A 21409-nucleotide genomic window follows, 5' to 3' on the forward strand; every position below is an offset into this window, starting at 1 on the left:
GTCGCCTTGACGCCAATCTTGCTATTATGCTACAATAAACTCAAACAACAAGACTACCAAACAAGAAAAGTAGTCAAGCTGAAACTCGACCCGGAAGAAGGGAACCCATCATGGATGAATACAGGGAAGCATCGCTTTACGATGAGAAGGATACAGGCGGCGGCACGCCCCCCGAGGAGGCGGAGACCGCCGTCCTGCACGATACGGAGGTCCTGCGCGGGGTCTCCGATGCCGCAACGGATGAGGATGCCGGTTCCTCCCGGCGCGGGCGGAGCCACCGCAGGCGGAACATCGGGATCGCCGTGGCGGTTGCGGCGGTTGTGGTGCTGGGCTGCGGAGCGGGCGGCTACGCCTACGCCGCGTCCAACGTGCAGCGGGGCGTGGACTCGGCGCAGGCGAACGCGCAGGCCGTGGACAAGCAGCTCACCGCGAAGATCGGGGACGCGCAGGAACTCCTTGACGGCACCGAGGAGGTTCAGGTGGCGGATGAGGCCGTCATCACGGCCCTGTCCGACGCCATCGACAAGGCGCAGGCCCAGACCGGCGTAGACGATACCGGCGCGAACCGGTGGCTCATCTGGCAGGAGATGGCCGCGCAGGCCGCGTATGACGCGGATGCCGAGAATGCCGGGGACGCCATGAGCCGGTTGGATAAGGTCATGGATGCCGTGACCGGTTCCGTGGACGCGAAGACGCTGGCCGACGCGAAGGCCGCGCTGCAATCCTCCGTGGACAGCGCGGACAAGACCTACACCGATTCCGACGGGAAGGTGCAGGACAACGCCACGCGCGACAGCCTGAAAACCGTGCTGGACGCCGCGAAGAAGGTTCTGAATGACGATAGCGTGACCACTGCGAAGGAGTACACGGATCAGAAGATCGCTGTGGACAACGCGGTGAAGACGGTGAACGACTCCATTACGGCGAAGGAGCAGGCCGACGCCGAAGCCAAGGCGCAGGCCGAGGCCGCAGCGGCGGCGTCCTCTGCCCCGGTTTCCGGTTCGTCCGGCGGCTCCTATTCCGGTTCCGGGTATTATGGCGGCGGTACGTCCTCCGGCTCGTATTCCGGCGGCTCCACGGGCGGCTATTCCGGCGGGGGATCGTATTCCGGCGGTTCTTCCGGCGGATCGGGCGGCTATTCCGGCGGCGGTTACAGCGCTGGCGATCATGTGACCGATTCCGGCGGGCAATGGTTCGACGATGGACCCGTCAACGGCGTATATGGTTATGACAGCTATGGGTCACCAATCACTCCCCTTGAGGGAAACAGTTGGAGCACGACCGTAGATAATTGAACAAGAAAGTTCTGAGAAGGCTCTGCCACACCGGTTTTTGGTGTGGCAGAGCCTTTATTTGCCGGTGCTGGTATACTGTCCTGTGGTTACCCATTACCATATCAGAAAGGAGAAATCCATGGGACAACCAAAGAAATCCATGGAAAGCCGCAGAAGCAAGGCTGGGCCCCGTATCGGGCGCATCCTACGTGCTTTTGCGGCGTTGATCGTCTCGGCGGCGACACTGCTCACCGGCACCGTGACGGCGCAGGCTGCCTGCGGCAGCCTCCCCGGCTACTGGTTCAACCCCGCCAGCAGCGGCTCATGGTACGTCGGATACCATGCGTCCGCACTCGGCCCGATGGGCTACAACGGCGACAACCCCTACTACTGCCTGTCAGCCGGTAACCCCCTGTACAACACCGGCACATGGCAGGAGGCCACAGACGCGAACTCCAAGATCGCCGCGTACATGGTGAACAAGTACAAGGCCGACCGTTCCGACTTCACGCAGGCCGCCATCGCCTACGCCCTGCACGCACATCTGGACAGGTCCGACACTCACTTTAACGAGCTGGTGGCCGCCGGTCTGGAAGGCGCGGACATCAATGCCGTCGCCGCCAAGGCCAACGAGATGTGGAACGACGCCTATGTCAACACGCCGTCCAACATCAATGCCTCCTACCAGTACACGGAAGGCAAGCTCAAGGGTACCGTCAACCCCGGCATCCTGAACGCCAACAATCAGTATCTGGCAGGCGTCCAGTACACCGTCACGCTCAACGGCCCCGCCGTGTTCGACGCGACCGGCACCAACACCTATTCCGGCACCACGACCGGACAGGAGGAGCACATCGCGTGGACGGCGACCGATGACGGCGACGTACAGGTAACTGTTTCCTATCCGAGCCTCAAGGCCATGCGCATGGATTCCGTCGGTCAGCCGCTGTTCAGGGTCGATGACCCCCAATACAAGAACGCGACCATCGAGTTCAAGGTGGAGGCGTCCTATCCCCTTGATGTGAGCACGGTCGCCACGAACACGTTCGATCATGCGGGCGACACCCGCCCGGTGCACGACACCATCAACCTGAGCGGATACGGCGACCGGAAGGAGACCATCACCGGCAAGGTCATCCTGAACTGGGACGGCAACCCGGCGGACGAGACCGTGGATCAGAAGGTCGAAAAGTCGTTCACCACGCCGTTGCAGCCCACCGTCAACAGCCCGGACTTCCTGCCCTCCGACTTCGGCTGGGAGAAGTGGAAGGCGGGCCGTTACTGGTTCGACGTGCAGATTCCCAAGCAGGGACACATGCGCGAAGCGGTGGACACGGACGACCGCGAACCCACCGAGACGTGGGTGGTTGACGCGCCGCACATCACCACGGATGTGAGCAAGCGCGTCGTGGGCCTCAACGAGAAGTTCTACGACACCGTGAAGATCAATGGCCGCGTGGCCCGTGGCAGCTACGTGAAGGTGCAGGCGTATTCGGCTGTCCCCAATGAGCCGGACACCAGCGTCCCGCTGCTGCTGGACCAGACCATCCAGATCACCAACGAGCAGGCGGACGCCTCCAGCGAGCAGGGATCGTTCACCATCCGCACCGACAGCATCAGCAGCCCCACCGAAGGCTACGTGTACTTCAAGGCCACGCTGTACAACCAGCGCGGAGATGTACTCGACTCGCATGATCTGGGCATCGAGACCGAGACCGTGCATGTGCTGCCCGTGCTGCTGGAATCGCAGGTCACCAACGAGCGCGTCACCTTCGACCAGTGGTTCGGCGACAAGGCCACCGTCACCGGCATCATCGAACCCGGCTCCTATCTGGTGTTCAAGGCATACGGCCCGACCCTGATGGACGCGACCCTTCCGGACGGCTCCGACAACCCCGCCGTCACCAGCCTCGAACCGCTGTATGAGGAGCGCGTGGACGTGACCGAAAAGCAGGCCGAGGACTCCCACAACCGTCCCCAGACCTTCTACTCGAAGGGCGGCAACGACGAGTACGAGAAGAGCGCCATGGTCACTTCGGCCTCCGGCGTGGACCCCGGCTTCGTGTACTGGGATGTGCGCCTGTACGGCCCGGACGGCAAGGAACGGGCACGCCACCAGCTCGGCATCCCGGAGGAGACCGTGCGCGTGGAGATGCCGACCATCAGCACGCAGGTGTCCGACGCGGACGTGAGCGTGGGCGATGCCTTCCACGATGTCGCCACCGTCCGGGGCAAGGTGGGGCGCGGCTGGTACGTGACCTTCACCGCCTACGAGGCCGTGTCCGGCGACAGCCTCCCCAACGGGAACGCAGGTAAGATTCTCGATGAGGTCCGCGTGGACATCACCGACGATCAGGCCGACAACTCCAACGTCAAGTCTGAGTTCGACGTGACAAGCCCGGACGCCTATTCGTGGCGTTCCGGCACCGTGTACTGGGTGGCGTCGCTGCATACGGCGTCCGGCGCGGTCGTGGACAAGGGTAAGCTCGGCGAGGAGACCGAGAAGGTTCGTGTGCGCGGCGGCGGTATCATCACCAGCCACGCGCAGGCCATGGGCGCCGTCGGCGGCCAGCTCTACGACGAGGTGACCATCTACGATGAGACCGTCGGCCATGAGGGCACCGGCAACGGCAACCTCCATGACAACGCGGGCATGATCCCGGACGACTCCTACGTGATCGTGCGCCTGTGGCGCAACGACGGTCACAACGGGCAGACCAAGGGCCAGATGGTCGGCCAGATTCGCCGTGACGTGAATCAGGCCAACTTCATCCCCTTCGAGGATGGAGGCGAGGCCATCGACGGGCGCACCAACCGGCGCGGCTACCAGACCATCAAGGTCACCGGCGAGCAGTTCATTGTGCCCGAATGCCCTTCGGACGGGTACGAGAACGCCGGAAAGTACAACCCGTGCGGCGCTGGCATGTACTACTTCACCGCCACGCTCTACGGCACGGACGGTCAGGTGCTCGACAAGCAGGACTTCGGACAGTCCGGCGACAGCACCGAGACCGGCTACCCGTCCGAGGAGCGCACGCCGGTGCAGAAGTTCGCCACCGAACGGGCCAAGAAGTGGTTCAGCATCGACTCGGAGAACTACGCCGAAAAGACCATCAGCAGCTACGACATGCTGAAGCAGTGGTCGTATCAGGAGTCCGACGTGGACGTTGACAAGCTCATCGCCCAGACCGACCCCGGCACCACCATGCGGTTCGAGATTTGGCGCGAGGACCCGGCCAGCGACAACGGCGACACGGACGTGAAGGTGTGGGAGGGCCAGAACTGGGACCTGCCCGCCATCCAGTCCGTGAACATCGAGGGCGTCGCCACGGTCAAGAAGGACATGCAGAAGCTCAAGTCCGAGACCGTGGACCTGACCGACAAGACGCTGTTCCCCGCCGGTACCTACTACTACCGGCTCGTCATCCAGAACCCGGATGTGGACACCAACCCGAACTCCAACACCTCCACCGACCCGGACTACAACCCGACCATCGACGGCAACAGCAACATCGTCTGGTATGACGCCAAGCGCGTCAAGTCGGAGAGCTTCGACATTATCGAGGCCCAGTCCAAGAGCGTGGAGCCGCTGTGGACGAACACCATGAGCGTGGCCGACACGATCACGCTCACCGGCGTCATCCCGGAGGGTACGCAGTACGAGGTGGAGCTGTGGAAGGCCACCGAGGGCATGGACGGCAAGACGACCGGCGAGAAGCCCGTCGCCACCACCGGACGCATCGACCTTCCGAAGGAGGCCATCGGCGATTTCCGCATCCACCCGGTGACCTTCACCGCCCCGTGGTTCGAGAACCCCGGCGTGGGCAGCTACCAGTGGAGGTTCAAGATTTGGACCCCGGACGACAAGGGCGGAGCGCCGACCATCTCCGACGAGGTGTTCACCCCGTTCGATTCCGCAGCCGACGCCACGCAGGCTGGTTTCCTCGATGATGACTGGCAGAGCGTCCCGCAGGATCAGGAGTCGAAGACCCCGAAAGATATGCACGGCTACGCCGACCGTCACCTCATCTACGAGGGCACGCAGGTCAAGGACGAGCATTTCGAGGTCATCCGCATCTCCACGGACGTGACCGCCAGCCCGACGTGGGAGAACCCGTCGAGCAACGGCGAGGCTGCGGTCGATCCGGCGGGCAACGCGCAGAGCTACAAGGGCGAGAACTACATCAACGTCTCCTATGAGGGCGCTGACGTGTCCGACCACGCCAACATCGAAGGCCATGTCCTTGAGGGCTACCAGCTCGGCTACACGCTGTACAAGCGTGCGGACGGCGACGATCCCGCACAGGATACCGTCGTGTGGACGTACAACCCCGAGGCTCTGACGGAGAACCAGAAGACGCACGACTCCGGCACCTACCACCTCGATAAGGGCGAGTACGGCGACTATTACTGGGTGTTCAACTTCCGCAAGCCCGACGGCACCGAGTTCGTCACGGACAAGGTGACCGGCGGCGAGACGAAGGCCAACGACTCCGCCAAGCGCATCAAGTCCGAGTCCTTCCACGCGGTGAGCATCACCACCGCCACCTACGACTGGGGCGCGGTCGCCAACGAAATCTGGGATACGGCGTTCATCCACGGACGCCTGCCCGAGGACGCGACCATCCGCTTCGACCTTGTGAGCAAGGAGACCGGTGAGGTCGTCCAGTCCACCGAACCGGTGAAGGTGGGCGGCACGCTTGCCAACGGCACCACCGAGATCGAGTCCGAGCACATCGAACTTGAGAAGGCTGGCGACTACTGGTGGAGCGAGGTCGTGGAGTTCCCCGGCGACCATGACAAGCCGTTCCACACGGGCCGCGACAACCAGCAGCCCGAAAGCCTGCACGGCATCAGCGCCGACACCAGTGTGGTAACCGAGGTCATGGCGGAGCAGTCCAACGTGCACGACACCGTGAAGTTGGAGAACATCGCCGCCAACGACCGGCTCATGGCCGCATGGGACCTGTACAAGGTCAACCAGAACGGCGGACCGGACACCGACGAGTACGTGACCACCGTGGACGCCGAGGGCCAGCCGCTGACCATGGGTCAGGAGACCGCCACATCCCCGGATGTGAACATCCTCGACCACTATGACGGCGACTGGAAGAAGGCCGTGGGCGAATACTACTGGGTGCTGCGCATCTGGGACAAGGCCCCCACCACCGAGGACGACCGTCTCGACCTGTACGGCGAGCCGGGCGACAACGGCGGCAACGGCGGCTCATGGGCCGCCGATGAGCCTACCGTCACTCCGGACGGCGTGAGCCACCCCGGCACGGAGTACCGCATCGTCCACACCGGAAAGGCGCGTGACCCGGAAGAGACGTTCCGCGTCATCCACGCCGAGACCAAGGCCGTGAGCGAGGAGAAGATGGGCGTCGCCATCCGGGACAAGGCTATCGTCTACGGCCCGGTCGCCAAGGGCACGAAGCTCTCGTGGGCACTCTACGAGAACGACTTCGACCCGGAGACCGCCAAGCCACTGGAGGAGTACGCCGACTACGCGACGGTCACCGCCGAGCAGGAGGCAACCGCCCGCAAGGACGGCAAGGTGGAAATCCTCGGCCCCGAGTTCAAGACGGAGCGCATCGCCACCTACAATTGGGTGCTCAGCCTGAAGCGGCCCGTCCGCGCCGACGAGCCGGGCGATGATACCGACAAGGACGGCGACGGCATCGTAGACGACAAGGTGGAGGACACGGCGATCTTCACGGATACGCTGGGCCGCGCCAAGGAGACCACCGAAATCCTCACCGTGACCACCAAGGCACAGGAGAACGCGACCGCCAACAAGCCGTTCCACGACACTGCCCTCATTCAGGGCAATGTGGTGGCCGGCACGCAGATCGAGTTCGAGCTGTGGCAGCGCGCCGAGGGTGATGACGTGTCCAAGGACAAGCTCGTCACCACCACCGACCGCGTGACCCTCAAGGGCGGTGAGACGAAGGTGGATTCCCCGGATGTGACCGTCAAGTTCAACGGCAGCTACTACTGGGTGGAGAAGGTCTACCGGCCCACCGACCAGTCCAACCCGGACAGCCCGGTGGAGGACACCCCGTTCCATGTGGGCGAACGCCGACTGCCGAACGAGAGCGTCACCGTCACCGGCGGCCTCTCCCAGACGGGAGCCGCCATCGGCGGGGCAGCCGGACTGGCCGCGCTGCTGCTGGGACTGGGCGGAGGCACTGTAGCGTGGAACAAGCGCCGCAGGCGCGATCCACGCGGCAGGCACGCCGCCTGACCTGACACATAACCGAAGGCAGGCCCCCTGCCCGAAGTGACTCAAGGGGCGTGCCCGCATCAAGCCGGACACGCCCCTTCCTCTTTCGGCCTTCTAAAGAAATGTGAGTGAACATGAAAAGGAAAACAACCGTTCTGCTGGCGGGCACCCTGACAGTATCCATGCTGCTGGGCGTCGCCGCCACAGCCAACGCGGACAGCATCGGCGCATTCGCCGCACAGGCCGTACACACGGTCCAGACATTGGCCGCACCCCGATCCACCGCCCCTACGGGCACATGGTTCACTGTGGACGGGGAACCGCTCGACGGCTTCGACCCGACCAAGGGAGCGGACGATCCCAACACCGACTACACGGACGCCGAAACCTACACCGTGAACGGCAAGGTGGAGATACACGACGTGCCCGCCGGATGGACCGTCGATTGCGACATGATGGTGCACGACCTCACCGGGAAGATGAGCGCGTACTACCTCCTGAAGAACGGCGGGGCAGAGTACCGGTGGTGGTTCGACGGCGCGACCGACATCGCGCACACCACGGACGAGCTGCGCGGCCTGCACCTGACCGTCAACGGCGTGGAACAGCCCGACGACTGCTCCAAGGACGTGACCATCCACGGGCTGCGCGGCAGCGACGTGACCGGGTTCACCGGCTGGCCGGGACAGGCATGGACATTCAGCGTCGGAGACTACCAGAACGGGGAAGGCCGCCGGTACGTGTTCAAACCCAAGAACGCGGACACGCCGCAGGTCACCTACACGTTCATGTTCGACGCGCCGAAGCCGTCCAATGAACTCGGCGTGGTCGTCGCCCGCCTCGACGACGGCTCTCTGGTCACCGGATTCGACGGCACCAAGGGCGTCAGCTACGACATCCCCGAAGGTCACCGCGTCACCCTCGAAAACATCCCTGACGGATGGGAGGAGACCGCGAACGCCACCGTCACCGGCGGCGCGCAGCGCATCACCCTCAGCAGCACCCTCGATGAGGTTACCTACAGCTTCACGCCCGTGCCCGAATCCTCCTATGCGTGGACGTATGACATCAACATGCTCAAGGACCTGAAGATCACCACGCGCGACGGCAGGCAGATCGAGGGGTTCGACTGGCATGGCGGACAGTTCACCATCCCCTACGACTACGGGATGCTCGTCTACACCGGATACCCCGACGACTGGACGGTAAGCTCCACTTCCGAGGAAACCGGAACGCGCCTGACCATCACCAGCCCGGACGGCAAGGTGAAGGCCGAATACCTGTTCACGCTCGAAACGCCACCGGCCTCGCTGGACGATCTGGCGAACGTGAAAGCCTATGCCGACGGCCAGCCTATCGACAGCTTCACACCGAAGGCCGACGGCACATGGACGGTGCCCAACGGATCGGAGATCACCTTGGAGGGCCTGCCCTCCGACAATTGGGTCACCGTGCATGAGGACGGCACACTCACATGGAAGATGGTCAGCGCGGACGGAAGCCTGTCGGTCACATGGACGTTCCAATACGGTACCCAGTCCACGAGCGAGCTGGCCGGTGTGACCGCCACCTACGGCGACGATAACACGCCCGTTGCCTCGTTCGACCCGGTGAACGGCGGCCTGTTCAACATCCCCGAGGGTGCCAGTGTGACGCTGAACAACATCCCCGCCGGATGGACGGCGACCAAGCTGACGGATGGACGGCTCGGCTGGACGCTCACCAGCGACGACGGAAGCCTGTCGGTCACCTACGTGTTCGCACCACCGGCGGCCAAGACGCATAAGGTCACGTTCCTCATGAACGGCGGCATCGGCGAGGACATCACCGAATACGTGCAGGACGGCAAGAAAGTCGCAAAGCCCGCCGATCCCACCAAGCCCGGCGCACGGTTCATCGGCTGGATGCTGGACGGTAACCCCTACGATTTCGCCCAGCCCGTCACCAAGGACATCACCCTCACCGCAGGGTGGGTGACCACGCACACCGTCACCTACGACTACGGGCATGACGGCCTGACCGATACCGTCACCATCGATGACGGCGACGTGCTGGAGAAACCCGCCGACCCGGAGTGGGAGGGGCACACGTTCACCGGCTGGAAGATGGAAAGCGGGTCCATGTTCGACTCGTTCGGCCAGCCCATCCGCAACGACATGACCCTCATCGCCCAATGGACGACCGCCAGCGGCGAGCAGTTCACTGTGACGTTCCTCGATCCCGAGGGAGGCACCAGCACGCCCGCACAGCAGGTCACGGACGGCGACAGGCTCAAGGAGCCGACGAAGCCGGTGCGTGACGGCTACGAGTTCACCGGCTGGCTACGCGAGGACGGCAAGCCCTATGACTTCACCCAGCCCGTGCACGCCGGGTTCACGCTGACCGCCGGATGGCAGCCCATCCAGTACAACGTGGTGTTCAGCGTCAACGGCGGGGACCACACCATCCCCACGCAGAAGGTCGGCTGGCAGGGCAAGGCCACCGAACCGGCGCAGCCGACACGCGAAGGCTACACGTTCACCGGCTGGTACACGGATGAAGCCTGCCAGAACAGGTACGATTTCGGCACTACCGTCACCCACAACCTGACCCTGTTCGCTGGCTGGGAGAAGATCACGCCCACGCCCGTGACGCACACCGTCACCTTCGATTCGGACGGCGGCACCACCTATCCGGCGCAGACCGTGGACGACGGCGAACAGGCCATGTTCCCCGGAACCCCGGTCAAGGACGGGTACACGTTCGTCCAATGGTTCCTCGGCGGCCAGCCGTATGACTTCGGCCAGCCGGTGACCGGCGACATCACGCTCACCGCCCATTGGAAGAAGGACGAGACGCCCGCGCCCGTGACCCACACGGTCACGTTCGACACCATGGGCGGCAGCGCTGTGGACGCGCAGACCGTGGACGATGGCGGGAAGGCGGTCAAGCCCGCCGACCCGACCCGCGACGGCTACGAGTTCACCGGGTGGCTGCTGGGCGGCCAGCCGTATGACTTCAATCAGCCGGTGACCGGCGACATCACGCTCACCGCCGGTTGGAACGCCACCCCGGCCATGCACACCGTGACCATCGACCCCGCCAACGGGGAAGCGGTTACCAGCTACAAGGTGCAGGACGGAGTGCGGATCACCCAACCCGCCACCCCGGTCAGGGACGGTTACACGTTCCAAGGGTGGACGCTGGGCGGCCAGCCGTATGACTTCACCCAGCCGGTGACCGGTGACATCACCATCGTCGCCCAATGGGAGAAGGACGAGACGCCCGCGCCCGTGACGCACACGGTCACCTTCGACTCCAATGGCGGCAGCGCTGTGGACGCGCAGACCGTGGACGATGGCGGGAAGGCGGTCAAGCCCGCCGACCCGACCCGCGACGGCTACACGTTCGCAGGCTGGATGCTCGACGGCCAGCCGTATGACTTCGGCCAGCCCGTCACCGGAGACATCACACTCACCGCCGAATGGACGCGCAACGCGGTCATCGACGAGCTAAAGGGCGTGCGCGCCCTCATCGACGGGAAGGAACTGGACGGCTTCGACCCGACCCGCGACGGCGAGTACACGATCCCCGCAGGCAGCATCGTGTAGCTCGTGGACGTACCGGACGGCTGGGAGATCGTCAGCCGCCCCGGCGCTACGACGGTCACGTTCACCATCACGAACGGGGATCGGAACGTCAGCTACACGTTCACCTACGGGGCCGCGTCCGAGGACCCGAATACGCCGGATGATCCCGACCAGCCGGACGATCCGTCCCAGCCGGACAACCCCGGCCAGCCCGACGATCCGGACACCCCGGATTCGCCCGGTACGGACGATAAGCCGAACACCGGAGGTGAAATCCATATCACCGGCGGCGGGCAGCAGTCCAACCCGAACACCGTCACGGACGACGTTCATGTGATGACCGAGGACGCAGGAAACCTCGGAGCCACAGGAGCGGGCATCCTCCCGGCGGTCGCCGCCACTGCTGGCGCGGCGATCCTCGCGGCCGCCCTCGCCATCATCCTGCATGTCCGCAGGATGATGGCCGCCGACGCCGACCCGACGCCGGATCATGAAGCGTAGCCATCGCTTCCAACACCCCGCAGCCACCGGCTGCGGAAAATAGAGAAGGGGCCTGCGGTTGCAACCGCAGGCCCCTTCCGTCATTCATGTTCCAATATCCATCGCTGAAGATCACGCCAATCCGACATCCCGGACGCGACGGACAGGAAGATGGAGATCAGATCCTCTTGTCCATAGCACAATTCCACGCCGTTCAAGGCAAGAAAGACCAGCATGACATGAGCGCCGGTCCGTTTGTTCCCATCCACAAAGGGATGGTTGCTCACAAGACCGAAACCGAGCCGGGCGGCCTTCGCTTGCAGGGACGGATAGGCCGGTTCCCCGTCAAAGGTCTGGAACGGGGCGGCCAGGGCCGATTCCAACAGCCCTTCGTCCCGAATCCCCTCCGTTCCGCCGAACTCCCGTATCAGGTCGGAATGCAGGGCGAGGACCTGCTTTTTCGACAGGTTCCTCATTTCGCCAGCTCCTCGTAGGCATGGCGGTTTTTGGCGATAAGACGCCGGGATATGGCCAGCACGTCCTCGTCCTCCGCCGTCTGTTCGTTTTCCATCTGGCTGATCTCCACCAGTACGTAGCGCGGAACATTGTTCTTCAGGATGACGGCCACGCCGCTTTCATCCACCATCCGGGCGACACGGGAGAAATTCTGGTTCGCCTCCGTGATTGAGACAATGTTCTTCGTATCAACAACCATTTCAAACACCTCCTGACCCTATTATACCCGAATAATAGGAGAAATACAACCTATTTTATAGAGGCGTTTTCTCACCGCAATTTTCGTCCGGGCCGTCCCCTGCCTGCTTTGCAGGTTTGGACGACCCCGAAGTGTAAAATGGATACCAGCGGAGGATGTTCCCTTGTCCTGTACAGACTCTTTTCACCAAAAAGGGAGCTTCCTCCGTCAGGGAGAGGACGGGACACGGTGTTCCGCATCCCATCCTCTCCCGTCTTGTTGTACACAAGAGAAAGAAATGGATATGACCATTACAAAGAACACAACACCGAGGCTGGTAGCGAGCGGACTGGCGGTAGCCGCCATGCTCACCGCTGCCACCGGAATGACATTCACCGCCAACGCCGACACCCTCGAAAGCGATGAACCGGTACTGACCGTCATGACCTTCGGCAGCGGCAAGGACTCCAACGTGGGTGAATACAAGTACGACGTGCAGGTGCTCGACCGTTCCACCGGAAGCACCACGCCCATGCAGTCGTTGGGCACGCTCACCAACAGCGTGGACCTCAGCGACAAGCACGCGGGCGTCAGCGGCGTGGACCTGAGCGGCATCCTCGACAACGTGACCCTCGACCAGCTTCAGGAATGGTCCGAGAAGGGCTGGGTCAGCGCGCAGGGTTCCGATGGCACCACCTACTACAACGCCAACCTCGCCGTCATCGAAACCGTCGGCAACACAGGCGTCGAACAGCTCGGTGGCTATGGAATGAACAACGGTCGTGCGGTCACCGTCGGCCTCGTGTTCTCGGTCACCGACGACAACAAGGTCTCCTACACCATCAGCAGCGTCAGCGGCGGCACGGGTGCCGTCAACCTGCCCGAGGCACCATCCGACCAGATCGACGAATACTCCATGGCGACCGCGTTCGCCAACGCGACCGTCGAAACCGTGGAGGGCGTGGGCCACAAGGAGTGGAAGGACGAGGAGGACGCCAAGGCCGACAGCCTCACCAAGGCGTATGCCAACCGGTTCAACTTCGACCTGCGCTACACGCCCAAGGAGGGCGACACCGACCAGCATCTCGACAACGACACCTACGAGTTCTCCAATCAGAAGGACGCCGTGTGGGACGAGAACGGCGACATCGACTTCGGCGAGCTGAACGTCAGCCTCACCGATGCGCTGGGCGTCAGCACCGAACCGCTCGACTCGTCCCAGAAGGACGTGTACTACGACACGACCGCGTTCGACACGGCGTTCAGCGACACACTCACCTTCGACGTGATCGAGGAAAACCAGTATGACGCCACGCAGGTCACCCTCCCGTCGCCCACGGACACGCCCGATCTCATCGTCAACGTGGAGTGGAAGCCCGCGACGAACACGTTCAAGCTCACGCAGGCCGACGATGTGGACATCGTGAACGAGTACGCGGCCCCCGATGACGCCACCGTCACGTTCAACACGCAGACCTCCGACGTGAAGGCCCCGGAACCGGAGACCACCGTGCCCGGCCAGTCCGTCAAGGAACCCACCATCAGCCGTGACGGCTACGTGTTCACCGGCTGGTACATCGACCCGGTGTGCACGGTCCCCTACGACTTCTCGACAGCCGTCCCGGAGGACATCACTCTGTACGCGGGCTGGGAGAAGGTCGCCGAAGGCAAGATCACCGTCAACTTCGACGCGCAGGCCGAAGGCGTGAACAACCCGGACACGCAGGTCATCGACAAGGGCACGACCGCCGAGATGCCCACCGTCCACCGTGACGGCTATTCGTTCGCAGGCTGGTACACCGACCCCGAATGCACGCAGGTCTTCGACTTCTCCGCACCGGTTTCGGACAACATCACCCTGTACGCCCGCTGGAGCCAGAACCCCGGCACGGACGAGAACCCGAACCAGACCACCGATCCCGACCAGAAGCCCACCGGCGACGGCCAGCAGACCGATGGACAGCAGGACCCGGATCAAACCACTGGTGACCCGCAGTCCACACAGGGTCTCGCACAGACCGGTATCGGCATCATCACCAGCGTCATGAGCGCACTGGCCCTCGCCGCAGCCGGTGCGGGAGCGGCCATCATCCGCCGCCGTCACAGCACCCGCTGACCGGCATCAATAAGCTGGAAACAAAGACAGCCCGGCAAGGATTCGCAAATCCTTGCCGGGCTGTTCCCTGAAAGAGGATGTTCATGACAGGAGAAGTGGACACCCCATAAGCAAGTATACTCCCAACGCCTGATTCCCGCATTTCCATACTCGTTGCCGTGTCCTGTGTGAGCTGTTCGGACGCCTGCCGGGCCGGTTGGGCAAGAAGAAGCCGGTGAGGATTCTGAAGGTCCCCACCGGCTGCTCGCTGAGGAGGGAAAGGGCGCTGAGAATAGGAGAAGATCGCGCCCTCAATGACATACTATCCCCGGCACCAGACGGACTCCTATTTCGATTTCGCGGTGAAGATCAGGTCCATGCTGTTGTCCTTGTCCAGCGTGAGTCTCATGCTGTCAGACATGACTTCCAGCTTGTAGGTGGTCTCCGCGCCTTCGATGGTGAGGTTGCCGATGAACTGGGGGTTGTCGCTGGAATTGAAACGGGAGAATTGGTCCACGGTGACGGAGTATTCGCCGGAATGGTCCGAGGCTCCCCATTCTCCGTCGTTCGGCCCTTGGTGGAAGATGTAGTTCTCCTGATCGTAGACGCCCTTGACGAAATCTGCCGTGCCGTCCTTGAAGGAGATCATCTCCGCCTGCTGGCAGGAGCTTCCGCTGCCTGTCGCCTTCTTCCAGTCGGCGGATTCCAGATAGTCCATGACGGTGTTCGGCAGGTTGTCCGTGAACTCATGTGTGGCGGTCTGCGCCTCCTCCTTGCTCGGGTAGAAGCGGGTGCCCAGCTTCTCCTTGCCCGCATACTGGTATCCGTCGCTGCCTTCGATGGGGGTTAGGGTGATGATCTCGCCATGGGATTCGTCCAAGGTGATGCTGCCGTTGTCGGCCTGCGTCCATGTGCCCGAGTACCAGTTGTCGTCCTCCGTCATCTTCCATGTATCGCCATCGAAGCTGATGGAGCTTTCGTCACCGTCGATGGCGGAGACGCTGTAATAGGTGTGGCCGCTGAGGGACGGGCCGCCGCATCCGGTCAGGATTCCCATAAGACCGATTCCGACCGTCACTGCTGCCAGTTTCCCTGCAAAGCCTTTTGCCTGTGCCATTTTGGTCCCTTTCCGTTGGATTTTCTGGCCGTAAAGCCATTACAACAATTATAAGGACCCGCGTTTTCCCCGTCCGCGCCGTCCGTGGCAGCGGTGGGGTTCTCCGTTGCATATCACGGCAAAATGTTGTAAAATAGGAAAGTAGAAGAATAGTGTTTGACAGCCGTTTCGTCAAGGAGGCGATGGCATATGAAATATGAAGTCGGGACGTTTGACCCCAATCTGCGCGTTCCCATTCCCACCGTGTTCGACCGGATCGTGTGGCTTATCGTTGGCTACTGGTTCAACATTCTCGGTCCGCTTTTCGTCTGGCTGCGCTGGCGGAAGAAGAACAGCTTCATCGGCAAGACGGCGGTCAAATGGGCGTTCCTCGGCACCGCGCTCAACATTATCACCCTTGTGGTGTATTACACGCTGTTCTGACGCCGGTCTATCTTGCTTCTCACGCTTCATCAGGAGACCGGCAGCGATGGCATGTTGCAATAAAAAACTGCGCCCTATTTCTCCATATTTTTGGAGCAGAGCATATTGGGAGGTGGAAAATTATGGATACGTCCGGCATTTTGCGGCCTGAACAACTGCCGTTCAAGGTCCCGCCCGATCTTGAATATGCCATCAATGAACTTCTCGCGGCATGGGAGCGTGACGAAAAACTGAATCTGGACTGCTACCTCGACGAGGTGCAGGCTGCGGCCAGAAGCGTTAGCGAGGAAAACGATGCTTGGGTCAGACGCTATTATGTTCAGTATGGATGGAGGAAGAACGATGACGATTGACTTCACCAACTGCACACAGCTTGTCAACACCTATGAAGGTGCGGACTTCAAGCGCAAGGTCATTTACGATGGCAGTGTTTATATGCTCAAATTCGGGCAGAAACTCGAATCGGACGAAAAGAAGCCGTTGCAGGCGAGCTATTCCAGTGCGCCTGTTTCCGAATATCTCGGCTCCCATATTTATGAAATAGCAGGACTCCCCGTTCAGGAAACTTTGCTGGGGACCTATAATGGCAAGGTGGTTGTGGCGTGCAGGGATTTCATCGAGAACTTGCCGGACGCGCAGAACTATGAACTCATTGAGTTCAAAAAACTGGAAAACTCATTCCTTGACAGCTCCACCGCAGGAGGGCGCACACCCCTCTATGACAACCTGATTGCCGTATTCGCCAATCACGATGCTCTGCACGACATCCGCGCGGAGGCGGAAAACAGATATTGGAAGATGTTCACTGTGGATGCCCTGATCGGGAACTTTGACCGTCATGCCGGAAATTGGGGGTATATCCTCAATAAGGCGGAGAACAGAATCGTTGGTTTGGCTCCTGTTTATGACTGTGGATCATGTCTCTATCCGCAGCTCAATGAAAACGCCATGGAGGGGCTGCTGGCAGACAGGGAAAGTTTCGAGAAGCGAACCATGACCTTTCCCACGGCAGCGCTGCGGCTGGGGAAGAAGAAGGTCCATTATCACGAGTTCATGCTTTCAGCGGAAGGGACCAAGGCGCGGGCGGCTCTTGGTGAGCTGCTGCCTAAAATCGATTTCGAGCAGATCAGAAACCTGATAGCACAGACGCCCTATCTCAGCGATGCAAGGCGTGAGTTCTACACACGCATGGTTGAACTGCGTAGGGATATGATTCTTCAACCCGCTTATGAGCTTTTCCTTGAGGAAAGAAAGTTGGAGAAAGAAAGCAACGTGCCCGACAAGCGCGTCACTCTCAAGAACGAAGCGCAATCCGCTAAAACGGCTTCCATGGAATTATCAAGCCAGTACTGCGAAAACCATAATAGAGACCAGCAGAGGTAATGCTGGCCGTAGGAAGGCCCCGTGGGATTCATCCCTGCGGGGCCTTTCACTTTTCGTCAGTCCGTTTCACCGCACTCATCGTCATAGAGATGCGTCACGAGCAAGGTGATGTAGTCGGATACGGACATGTCCAGTTCATCCGCCTGCCTTTGCAGGTTCCTCTTGACATCGGGATGGACGCAGAGAGTCACACGGACTTGTTTTTCCTCGTCCTCAGCCTGCGCCGTCACGGTGCCGGTATCCGATACATGGTAGTAATCGAAGGTGCGCTGGGCGCGGGGCGAGGGGTGCATTCGCACAGGACGCGCATCGTCCTTCGGGTAGAGGTTCTGTTCTTCCCACTGGCTGCGTGTTTTGAACCCGGCCTCCACCTCCGGAGGGAGTTTGCTTTTCACCGGCAGACCGTCCCATTCGCTGAGCATATCCCGCTCGGTGAAGATCGGGATGTCGGACAGCACCTCTTCCATGTGCTCGTCCGATGCGTCGGAAAGCTCCAATAGGGTTTCGACGATCATATTGTTTTCCGTTTCCATTTTCGTTCCTTTCGGTCGGATGAATCGAATATGAAACCCTTAATTACGGATGCCGTCTAACGGCGTGGCCGCCGTCCCGTCCGGCGTCACGTATCGGTCATCTTCGGTGACAGAGAGGCAGCCGGTGCAGCAGTGGCGTCCGTCCGATGTGACGCCCCACTGTTCATACTGGTCCTGTAATTCTGCATTGATGCCGTCAATTGTGTCCCAGCCGACCAGCCCGGACTCCCGGTCGGGAATACGAGCATGGCAGTAGTCGCATTCAAGCGCATACACGGTAACGGTCTTCAAACTCACTGTCTTTTCTCCTATTGCAGGCCGGGATACGGTGTTTCCAGCCATGGGACGTTGCTTGCCAAGAAGGGGCACAGCCATGCCCAACAGGCGAACAATATCGCCATCCACATGAGCATGTACTGGATGACGCGCGGCGCGGCAGGGCCGCATTGCAGACGCCACAGCAGCGTGAGCACATTCCATGTAGGTGCCTTCGGCTCACGTTCCCTGCGGAAAGCGAGCCAGCAGATTCCATTGAATACCAACCACAAAACGAAAACAGCAGCGAACAGCAGCGGCGTGATGGGCGCATGTTTTGAGATGTCGCGCACCACCTTGGTGATGTTCGCAACGGTATCCTGCACTGGTGTGGATGGCTGCTGATCGGAAAGTTCCGCCGGAATGCCGTCCGCCGTGTTGGCCCAATAGTCGAAGTTCGCCCGAATGATGAGCCTGTTCGGTGCAGGAACTTGGTACATCGGGTCGCAGGTGGTCAGCGTAAGGGTTCGCTCATCGCCCTGACTGTCGAGCACGCTCACATCGGACATGGGCACGATCCAGCTTTTCTGAACCGTGTACACATACCAAGTGGTGTTGGTCTGGATAATGATGGAGTCCCCGGCCTGCAACCGGTCGGCATACCCGAGGTCGCTGGGGGTCCGGTGTCCGGCATAGGCGGTGTTGCCTATGGCACCGGGCATGACCGTCTGTTCATAGTGACCGAGGCCGAGATTTGCGAGGATGGATGGATCGACGCCCTCCTGTATGGCTCGTTTCCATTCCAGACCAAAACGTGGGATGTACATCCATCCGATGAAACCGGATTCCGCTGGCTGTGGATCAACCGGCGGTTCACCTGCCTGCGACCGTGCGATTTTGTCGGAGTCCGGCACAATGGTTTCATCGAATCCGTTATTGATAGCGATGGTCTCCTGCGTGTGGATGGCGTCAAGCTCGTTGCCGTAGGTCTGCCACACAAGCTGGAAGATGGCGATGATGGCGAGGAGGAAAGCGATGCCCGTCACAAGTTGGAGAACATGACCAAACGTATCGGGTTCCTTGATATGCCTGTGAGGCGAATCGGAATCCTCCTCATTCCATTCTCCTGAAATGATGTCATCCCATTGGGGTGTGTTTCCGTCCAATTCAACTCCTTTAGTGTGAAGGATGCCTTTGGATCAGGCTTTCCCATCGTCTTCCGTTTCGATGAACGTCTTACCATCATCGCCGAGTTCTGCGAACTCCATGTCCGCACCCATGCCGGGCAGAAGTTCCATTGCGCGGTTTCCGTTTTGAGGACGCAATGCCTCGATCTGTAAATCAATGAGCGCGGCGAGTCCTTCCAACTTGTGGATTGTTTTCGTGAGCGTACTCAAACATAAGCTCAGCTTGGCAAGCGTATTGGCGAACTGGGTGTACTGCTCTCTGAGTTGATCTACCTCATTCTCGCTCATCATGAATCTCTTTTCTTTGATAAATAGCCGTTTTCCTTTTCTGCTTTTTTATTATCCCATCACCATAGCCCACACGATGTGGCACAGGATGATGAGGATGAGGAAGAGGGCTGTCCACTTCCCGAAGTTGAACAGGCGGTCCGGGAGCGTGACCATCTTCAGCCGCTCGATGCGGCGTTTGGACTCCTGCGTGAGAGCATCGATGTACTCGATGTTCTTCTTCGACACCTCGTCCAACCGCTTGATGGTTTCCTCCTGCGCCTGCTCCTGCGCAGCGGTGACGCCGTTCAACGCTGCCTGCTGTGCCTGACTGGTGATGTCATGGAGGCTGCTGCGGATGTCCTCGATCTCCTTCAGCGTGTCGGCGACCGCCTTGGTGGTCTGCCTCAGTTCGATGGTCAGGTTCTTCTGCTTCCTCGCCGCCTGCTCCATCGAGCGTGCGGCGGCGAGGATGTCGGCGTTCCCGCTGCCTTCCTCCGCCAGTTGTTTCCCGGCTTCACGGGACTGCTGGGCTTCGGCGTCGAGCGTGACGTTCCCGCCGGTTTTCGTTTCGGCCTCCACTTGCTCAAAGTCCTTCGCCATCGCGGTATTCTCCTTTCTCCGCGTACACTATCATTATATCATGCTATCTAACTATCCACGGTTGGGCGTGTCACCGTTCCTGATTTTTGCCACGCGCCTCGTGCTGGACGGAACGCCCCGCACCAGTGGTACCTGTCGCTGTTTCACCATGTTTCTCCTGCCTGCGGGCATAGGGCACATCGGAGGCGAGCTTCACGCGCAGTTCGTCCGCCCCGCGCCAGTAAGCGAGGATGGTGCGCCGCACCTCCGGATCACCGGCGATCTCCTCGGGCGGACGGTGCAGTTTGAGCTTCGGAAACTTCGAGAGTGTGGTGCCCTCCATGCTCTGCGCCTGACGGCGGTACGCCAGATAGGCGTCCCTGATGCCGGACAGATATTCGGCTCGAACCGTTTCGGTGCGGTCTGCGCCGTTCGCGCTGTTGCCCGCAGCGTTGTTCCGGAACGCACGTTCCAATCCCTCCGGGTTCAGCGAAGCGTCCAGCTTCGTCACCGAGAACGAGTAACGGGCGTTGTCCGTATCGGTGACATACATCCGCCCCCTGCGGAACTGGGTGTCCACTCCCCAGCCCTCCAACAGTTCCCGGTACTCCACAAGGTTCGTTGCACGCTGTGCCGCGATCCGGCACAGCTCCCGCAAATTCGTCTTATACGAACGGACACCGCGCGACTCGATCTCCTTCTCGATCTTGGACGGCTGCTTCGCATGAACCTTGGAGTTCCGCACACCCTCCTCCACCTGCTGCAATCCCCACTCCTTGTCCATGGTGCGGACACGGTTGGCCCGGTTGCGTTTCGCCTGCGCACCGGTGCCCTCGGCAAGACGTTTCCCCGTCACGATGTTGGAGCGGTTGATGACCATGTGGATCGCGTACCGGTAGGTGTGGTCTTCCTTGCAGTGCTCCTTGTGCAGGGCGAACACGATCTGCTGGTTCGGGTAATACCGGCTGGCGTACTCCTTAGCGAACCTCATGCAGTCCTCGGGCTTGAGCTTGCCACCGTTCACATCGCACTCGTCGGGAAGGAAAGCCAGCACCTGATGGTAGAGGATCGTGTTCTTCGCCTCGATGACCTCACCGGTCTCCTTGTCACGGCTTTTCCGCGCGGACTTGTTGTGGCCGTACCGGTCGCGGGTACGCGACATGAAGGACGCCCACTGTTTCAGATCATGGCATCCGGTCATGTTCTGCTCGTCACGGAGAAGAACTTTTTTATCATTGTTGATGTAGTCGCGTAGATGCTTCTGGTGACTGCTCTCTGTCACACTCTGCTGTTTGATGACCGTCATTCCGCAGCACCACCTTTC

Annotated in this window: 17 protein-coding genes; 8 read left to right on the forward strand and 9 right to left on the reverse strand. The window is 61.0% G+C overall.

Annotated elements, in window-relative coordinates; genetic code table 11:
- Nucleotides 1-110 precede the first annotated feature (110 nt).
- From I2E77_RS06420 to I2E77_RS06435, 4 genes are all read left to right on the forward strand, one after another.
- Nucleotides 111-1295 carry a colicin transporter gene (locus I2E77_RS06420; RefSeq protein WP_195450857.1) on the forward strand — a complete coding sequence of 395 codons (1185 nt, stop codon included), beginning with the start codon at nucleotides 111-113 and terminating at the stop codon, nucleotides 1293-1295.
- Nucleotides 1296-1413: 118 nt separating this feature from the next.
- Nucleotides 1414-7521: a hypothetical protein gene (locus tag I2E77_RS06425; protein WP_195450858.1), complete on the forward strand. Its 6108-nt coding sequence runs from the start codon at nucleotides 1414-1416 to the stop codon at nucleotides 7519-7521.
- A 113-nt stretch (nucleotides 7522-7634) separates the two neighbouring features.
- Nucleotides 7635-11090: an InlB B-repeat-containing protein gene (locus tag I2E77_RS06430; RefSeq protein WP_195450859.1), complete on the forward strand. Its 3456-nt coding sequence runs from the start codon at nucleotides 7635-7637 to the stop codon at nucleotides 11088-11090.
- A gap of 3 nt (nucleotides 11091-11093) precedes the next feature.
- Entirely contained in the window at nucleotides 11094-11570 is a 477-nt protein-coding gene (locus I2E77_RS06435; RefSeq protein ID WP_195450860.1) for a hypothetical protein, read from the forward strand.
- 80 nt (nucleotides 11571-11650) lie between these two features.
- On the opposite strand, the gene I2E77_RS06440 is transcribed toward I2E77_RS06435, so the two are convergent.
- Complete coding sequence (locus I2E77_RS06440) at nucleotides 11651-12025, reverse strand: type II toxin-antitoxin system death-on-curing family toxin (RefSeq protein WP_195450861.1); 375 nt, start codon at nucleotides 12023-12025, stop codon at nucleotides 11651-11653.
- Nucleotides 12022-12264 (reverse strand): type II toxin-antitoxin system Phd/YefM family antitoxin, encoded by a 243-nt coding sequence (locus I2E77_RS06445; RefSeq protein ID WP_195450862.1) that lies wholly within the window; start codon nucleotides 12262-12264, stop codon nucleotides 12022-12024. The genes I2E77_RS06440 and I2E77_RS06445 overlap by 4 nt, the downstream gene beginning before the upstream one ends.
- A gap of 283 nt (nucleotides 12265-12547) precedes the next feature.
- Between I2E77_RS06445 and I2E77_RS06450 the strand changes: the two genes are divergently transcribed.
- Nucleotides 12548-14359, forward strand: coding sequence for an InlB B-repeat-containing protein (locus I2E77_RS06450; protein ID WP_195450863.1), 1812 nt, complete (start codon nucleotides 12548-12550; stop codon nucleotides 14357-14359).
- 325 nt (nucleotides 14360-14684) lie between these two features.
- Here the strand turns inward: I2E77_RS06450 and I2E77_RS06455 are convergent, their stop codons facing one another.
- Nucleotides 14685-15455, reverse strand: a complete 771-nt coding sequence (locus I2E77_RS06455) for a hypothetical protein (protein WP_195450864.1) — start codon at nucleotides 15453-15455, stop codon at nucleotides 14685-14687.
- Nucleotides 15456-15644: 189 nt separating this feature from the next.
- Here I2E77_RS06455 and I2E77_RS06460 point away from each other — a divergent pair, with 189 nt between their 5' ends.
- From I2E77_RS06460 to I2E77_RS06470, 3 genes are all read left to right on the forward strand, one after another.
- Nucleotides 15645-15878, forward strand: a complete 234-nt coding sequence (locus I2E77_RS06460; protein WP_195450865.1) for a hypothetical protein — start codon at nucleotides 15645-15647, stop codon at nucleotides 15876-15878.
- 122 nt (nucleotides 15879-16000) lie between these two features.
- The gene (locus I2E77_RS06465; RefSeq protein ID WP_195450866.1) at nucleotides 16001-16231 is read left to right on the forward strand and encodes a hypothetical protein; all 231 of its coding nucleotides are present in this window, start codon (nucleotides 16001-16003) and stop codon (nucleotides 16229-16231) included.
- Nucleotides 16221-17261 (forward strand): HipA domain-containing protein, encoded by a 1041-nt coding sequence (locus I2E77_RS06470; protein WP_195450867.1) that lies wholly within the window; start codon nucleotides 16221-16223, stop codon nucleotides 17259-17261. The genes I2E77_RS06465 and I2E77_RS06470 overlap by 11 nt, the downstream gene beginning before the upstream one ends.
- Nucleotides 17262-17317: 56 nt before the next feature.
- Here the strand turns inward: I2E77_RS06470 and I2E77_RS06475 are convergent, their stop codons facing one another.
- The 6 genes from I2E77_RS06475 to I2E77_RS06500 all read right to left on the reverse strand — a co-directional run bounded on the left by I2E77_RS06475 (nucleotide 17318) and on the right by I2E77_RS06500 (nucleotide 21391).
- Entirely contained in the window at nucleotides 17318-17794 is a 477-nt protein-coding gene (locus tag I2E77_RS06475) for a hypothetical protein (RefSeq protein ID WP_195450868.1), read from the reverse strand.
- 39 nt (nucleotides 17795-17833) lie between these two features.
- Entirely contained in the window at nucleotides 17834-18091 is a 258-nt protein-coding gene (locus tag I2E77_RS06480; protein ID WP_195450869.1) for a hypothetical protein, read from the reverse strand.
- 11 nt (nucleotides 18092-18102) lie between these two features.
- Complete coding sequence (locus tag I2E77_RS06485) at nucleotides 18103-19215, reverse strand: sortase (RefSeq protein WP_195450870.1); 1113 nt, start codon at nucleotides 19213-19215, stop codon at nucleotides 18103-18105.
- A gap of 33 nt (nucleotides 19216-19248) precedes the next feature.
- Nucleotides 19249-19524, reverse strand: coding sequence for a hypothetical protein (locus tag I2E77_RS06490; RefSeq protein ID WP_195450871.1), 276 nt, complete (start codon nucleotides 19522-19524; stop codon nucleotides 19249-19251).
- A 51-nt stretch (nucleotides 19525-19575) separates the two neighbouring features.
- Nucleotides 19576-20106, reverse strand: coding sequence for a hypothetical protein (locus I2E77_RS06495; protein WP_195450872.1), 531 nt, complete (start codon nucleotides 20104-20106; stop codon nucleotides 19576-19578).
- A gap of 70 nt (nucleotides 20107-20176) precedes the next feature.
- Complete coding sequence (locus tag I2E77_RS06500) at nucleotides 20177-21391, reverse strand: relaxase/mobilization nuclease domain-containing protein (RefSeq protein WP_195450873.1); 1215 nt, start codon at nucleotides 21389-21391, stop codon at nucleotides 20177-20179.
- Nucleotides 21392-21409: the final 18 nt, after the last annotated feature.

It is taken from the genome of Anaeromassilibacillus sp. 1001302B_160321_C8 (assembly GCF_015554745.1).
Taxonomy (GTDB): domain Bacteria; phylum Bacillota; class Clostridia; order Oscillospirales; family Acutalibacteraceae; genus Anaeromassilibacillus; species Anaeromassilibacillus stercoravium.

Excerpts from the sequence above, each read along its gene's own strand:
- I2E77_RS06450 (WP_195450863.1), top strand. The coding sequence starts at position 12,548 with ATGACCATTACAAAGAACACAACACCGAGGCTGGTAGCGAGCGGACTG.
- I2E77_RS06475 (WP_195450868.1), bottom strand. The coding sequence starts at position 17,794 with ATGGAAACGGAAAACAATATGATCGTCGAAACCCTATTGGAGCTTTCC.
- I2E77_RS06430 (WP_195450859.1), top strand. The coding sequence starts at position 7,635 with ATGAAAAGGAAAACAACCGTTCTGCTGGCGGGCACCCTGACAGTATCC.
- I2E77_RS06490 (WP_195450871.1), bottom strand. The coding sequence starts at position 19,524 with ATGAGCGAGAATGAGGTAGATCAACTCAGAGAGCAGTACACCCAGTTC.
- I2E77_RS06425 (WP_195450858.1), top strand. The coding sequence starts at position 1,414 with ATGGGACAACCAAAGAAATCCATGGAAAGCCGCAGAAGCAAGGCTGGG.
- I2E77_RS06440 (WP_195450861.1), bottom strand. The coding sequence starts at position 12,025 with ATGAGGAACCTGTCGAAAAAGCAGGTCCTCGCCCTGCATTCCGACCTG.
- I2E77_RS06445 (WP_195450862.1), bottom strand. The coding sequence starts at position 12,264 with ATGGTTGTTGATACGAAGAACATTGTCTCAATCACGGAGGCGAACCAG.
- I2E77_RS06495 (WP_195450872.1), bottom strand. The coding sequence starts at position 20,106 with ATGGCGAAGGACTTTGAGCAAGTGGAGGCCGAAACGAAAACCGGCGGG.
- I2E77_RS06460 (WP_195450865.1), top strand. The coding sequence starts at position 15,645 with ATGAAATATGAAGTCGGGACGTTTGACCCCAATCTGCGCGTTCCCATT.
- I2E77_RS06465 (WP_195450866.1), top strand. The coding sequence starts at position 16,001 with ATGGATACGTCCGGCATTTTGCGGCCTGAACAACTGCCGTTCAAGGTC.
- I2E77_RS06500 (WP_195450873.1), bottom strand. The coding sequence starts at position 21,391 with ATGACGGTCATCAAACAGCAGAGTGTGACAGAGAGCAGTCACCAGAAG.
- I2E77_RS06470 (WP_195450867.1), top strand. The coding sequence starts at position 16,221 with ATGACGATTGACTTCACCAACTGCACACAGCTTGTCAACACCTATGAA.
- I2E77_RS06420 (WP_195450857.1), top strand. The coding sequence starts at position 111 with ATGGATGAATACAGGGAAGCATCGCTTTACGATGAGAAGGATACAGGC.
- I2E77_RS06455 (WP_195450864.1), bottom strand. The coding sequence starts at position 15,455 with ATGGCACAGGCAAAAGGCTTTGCAGGGAAACTGGCAGCAGTGACGGTC.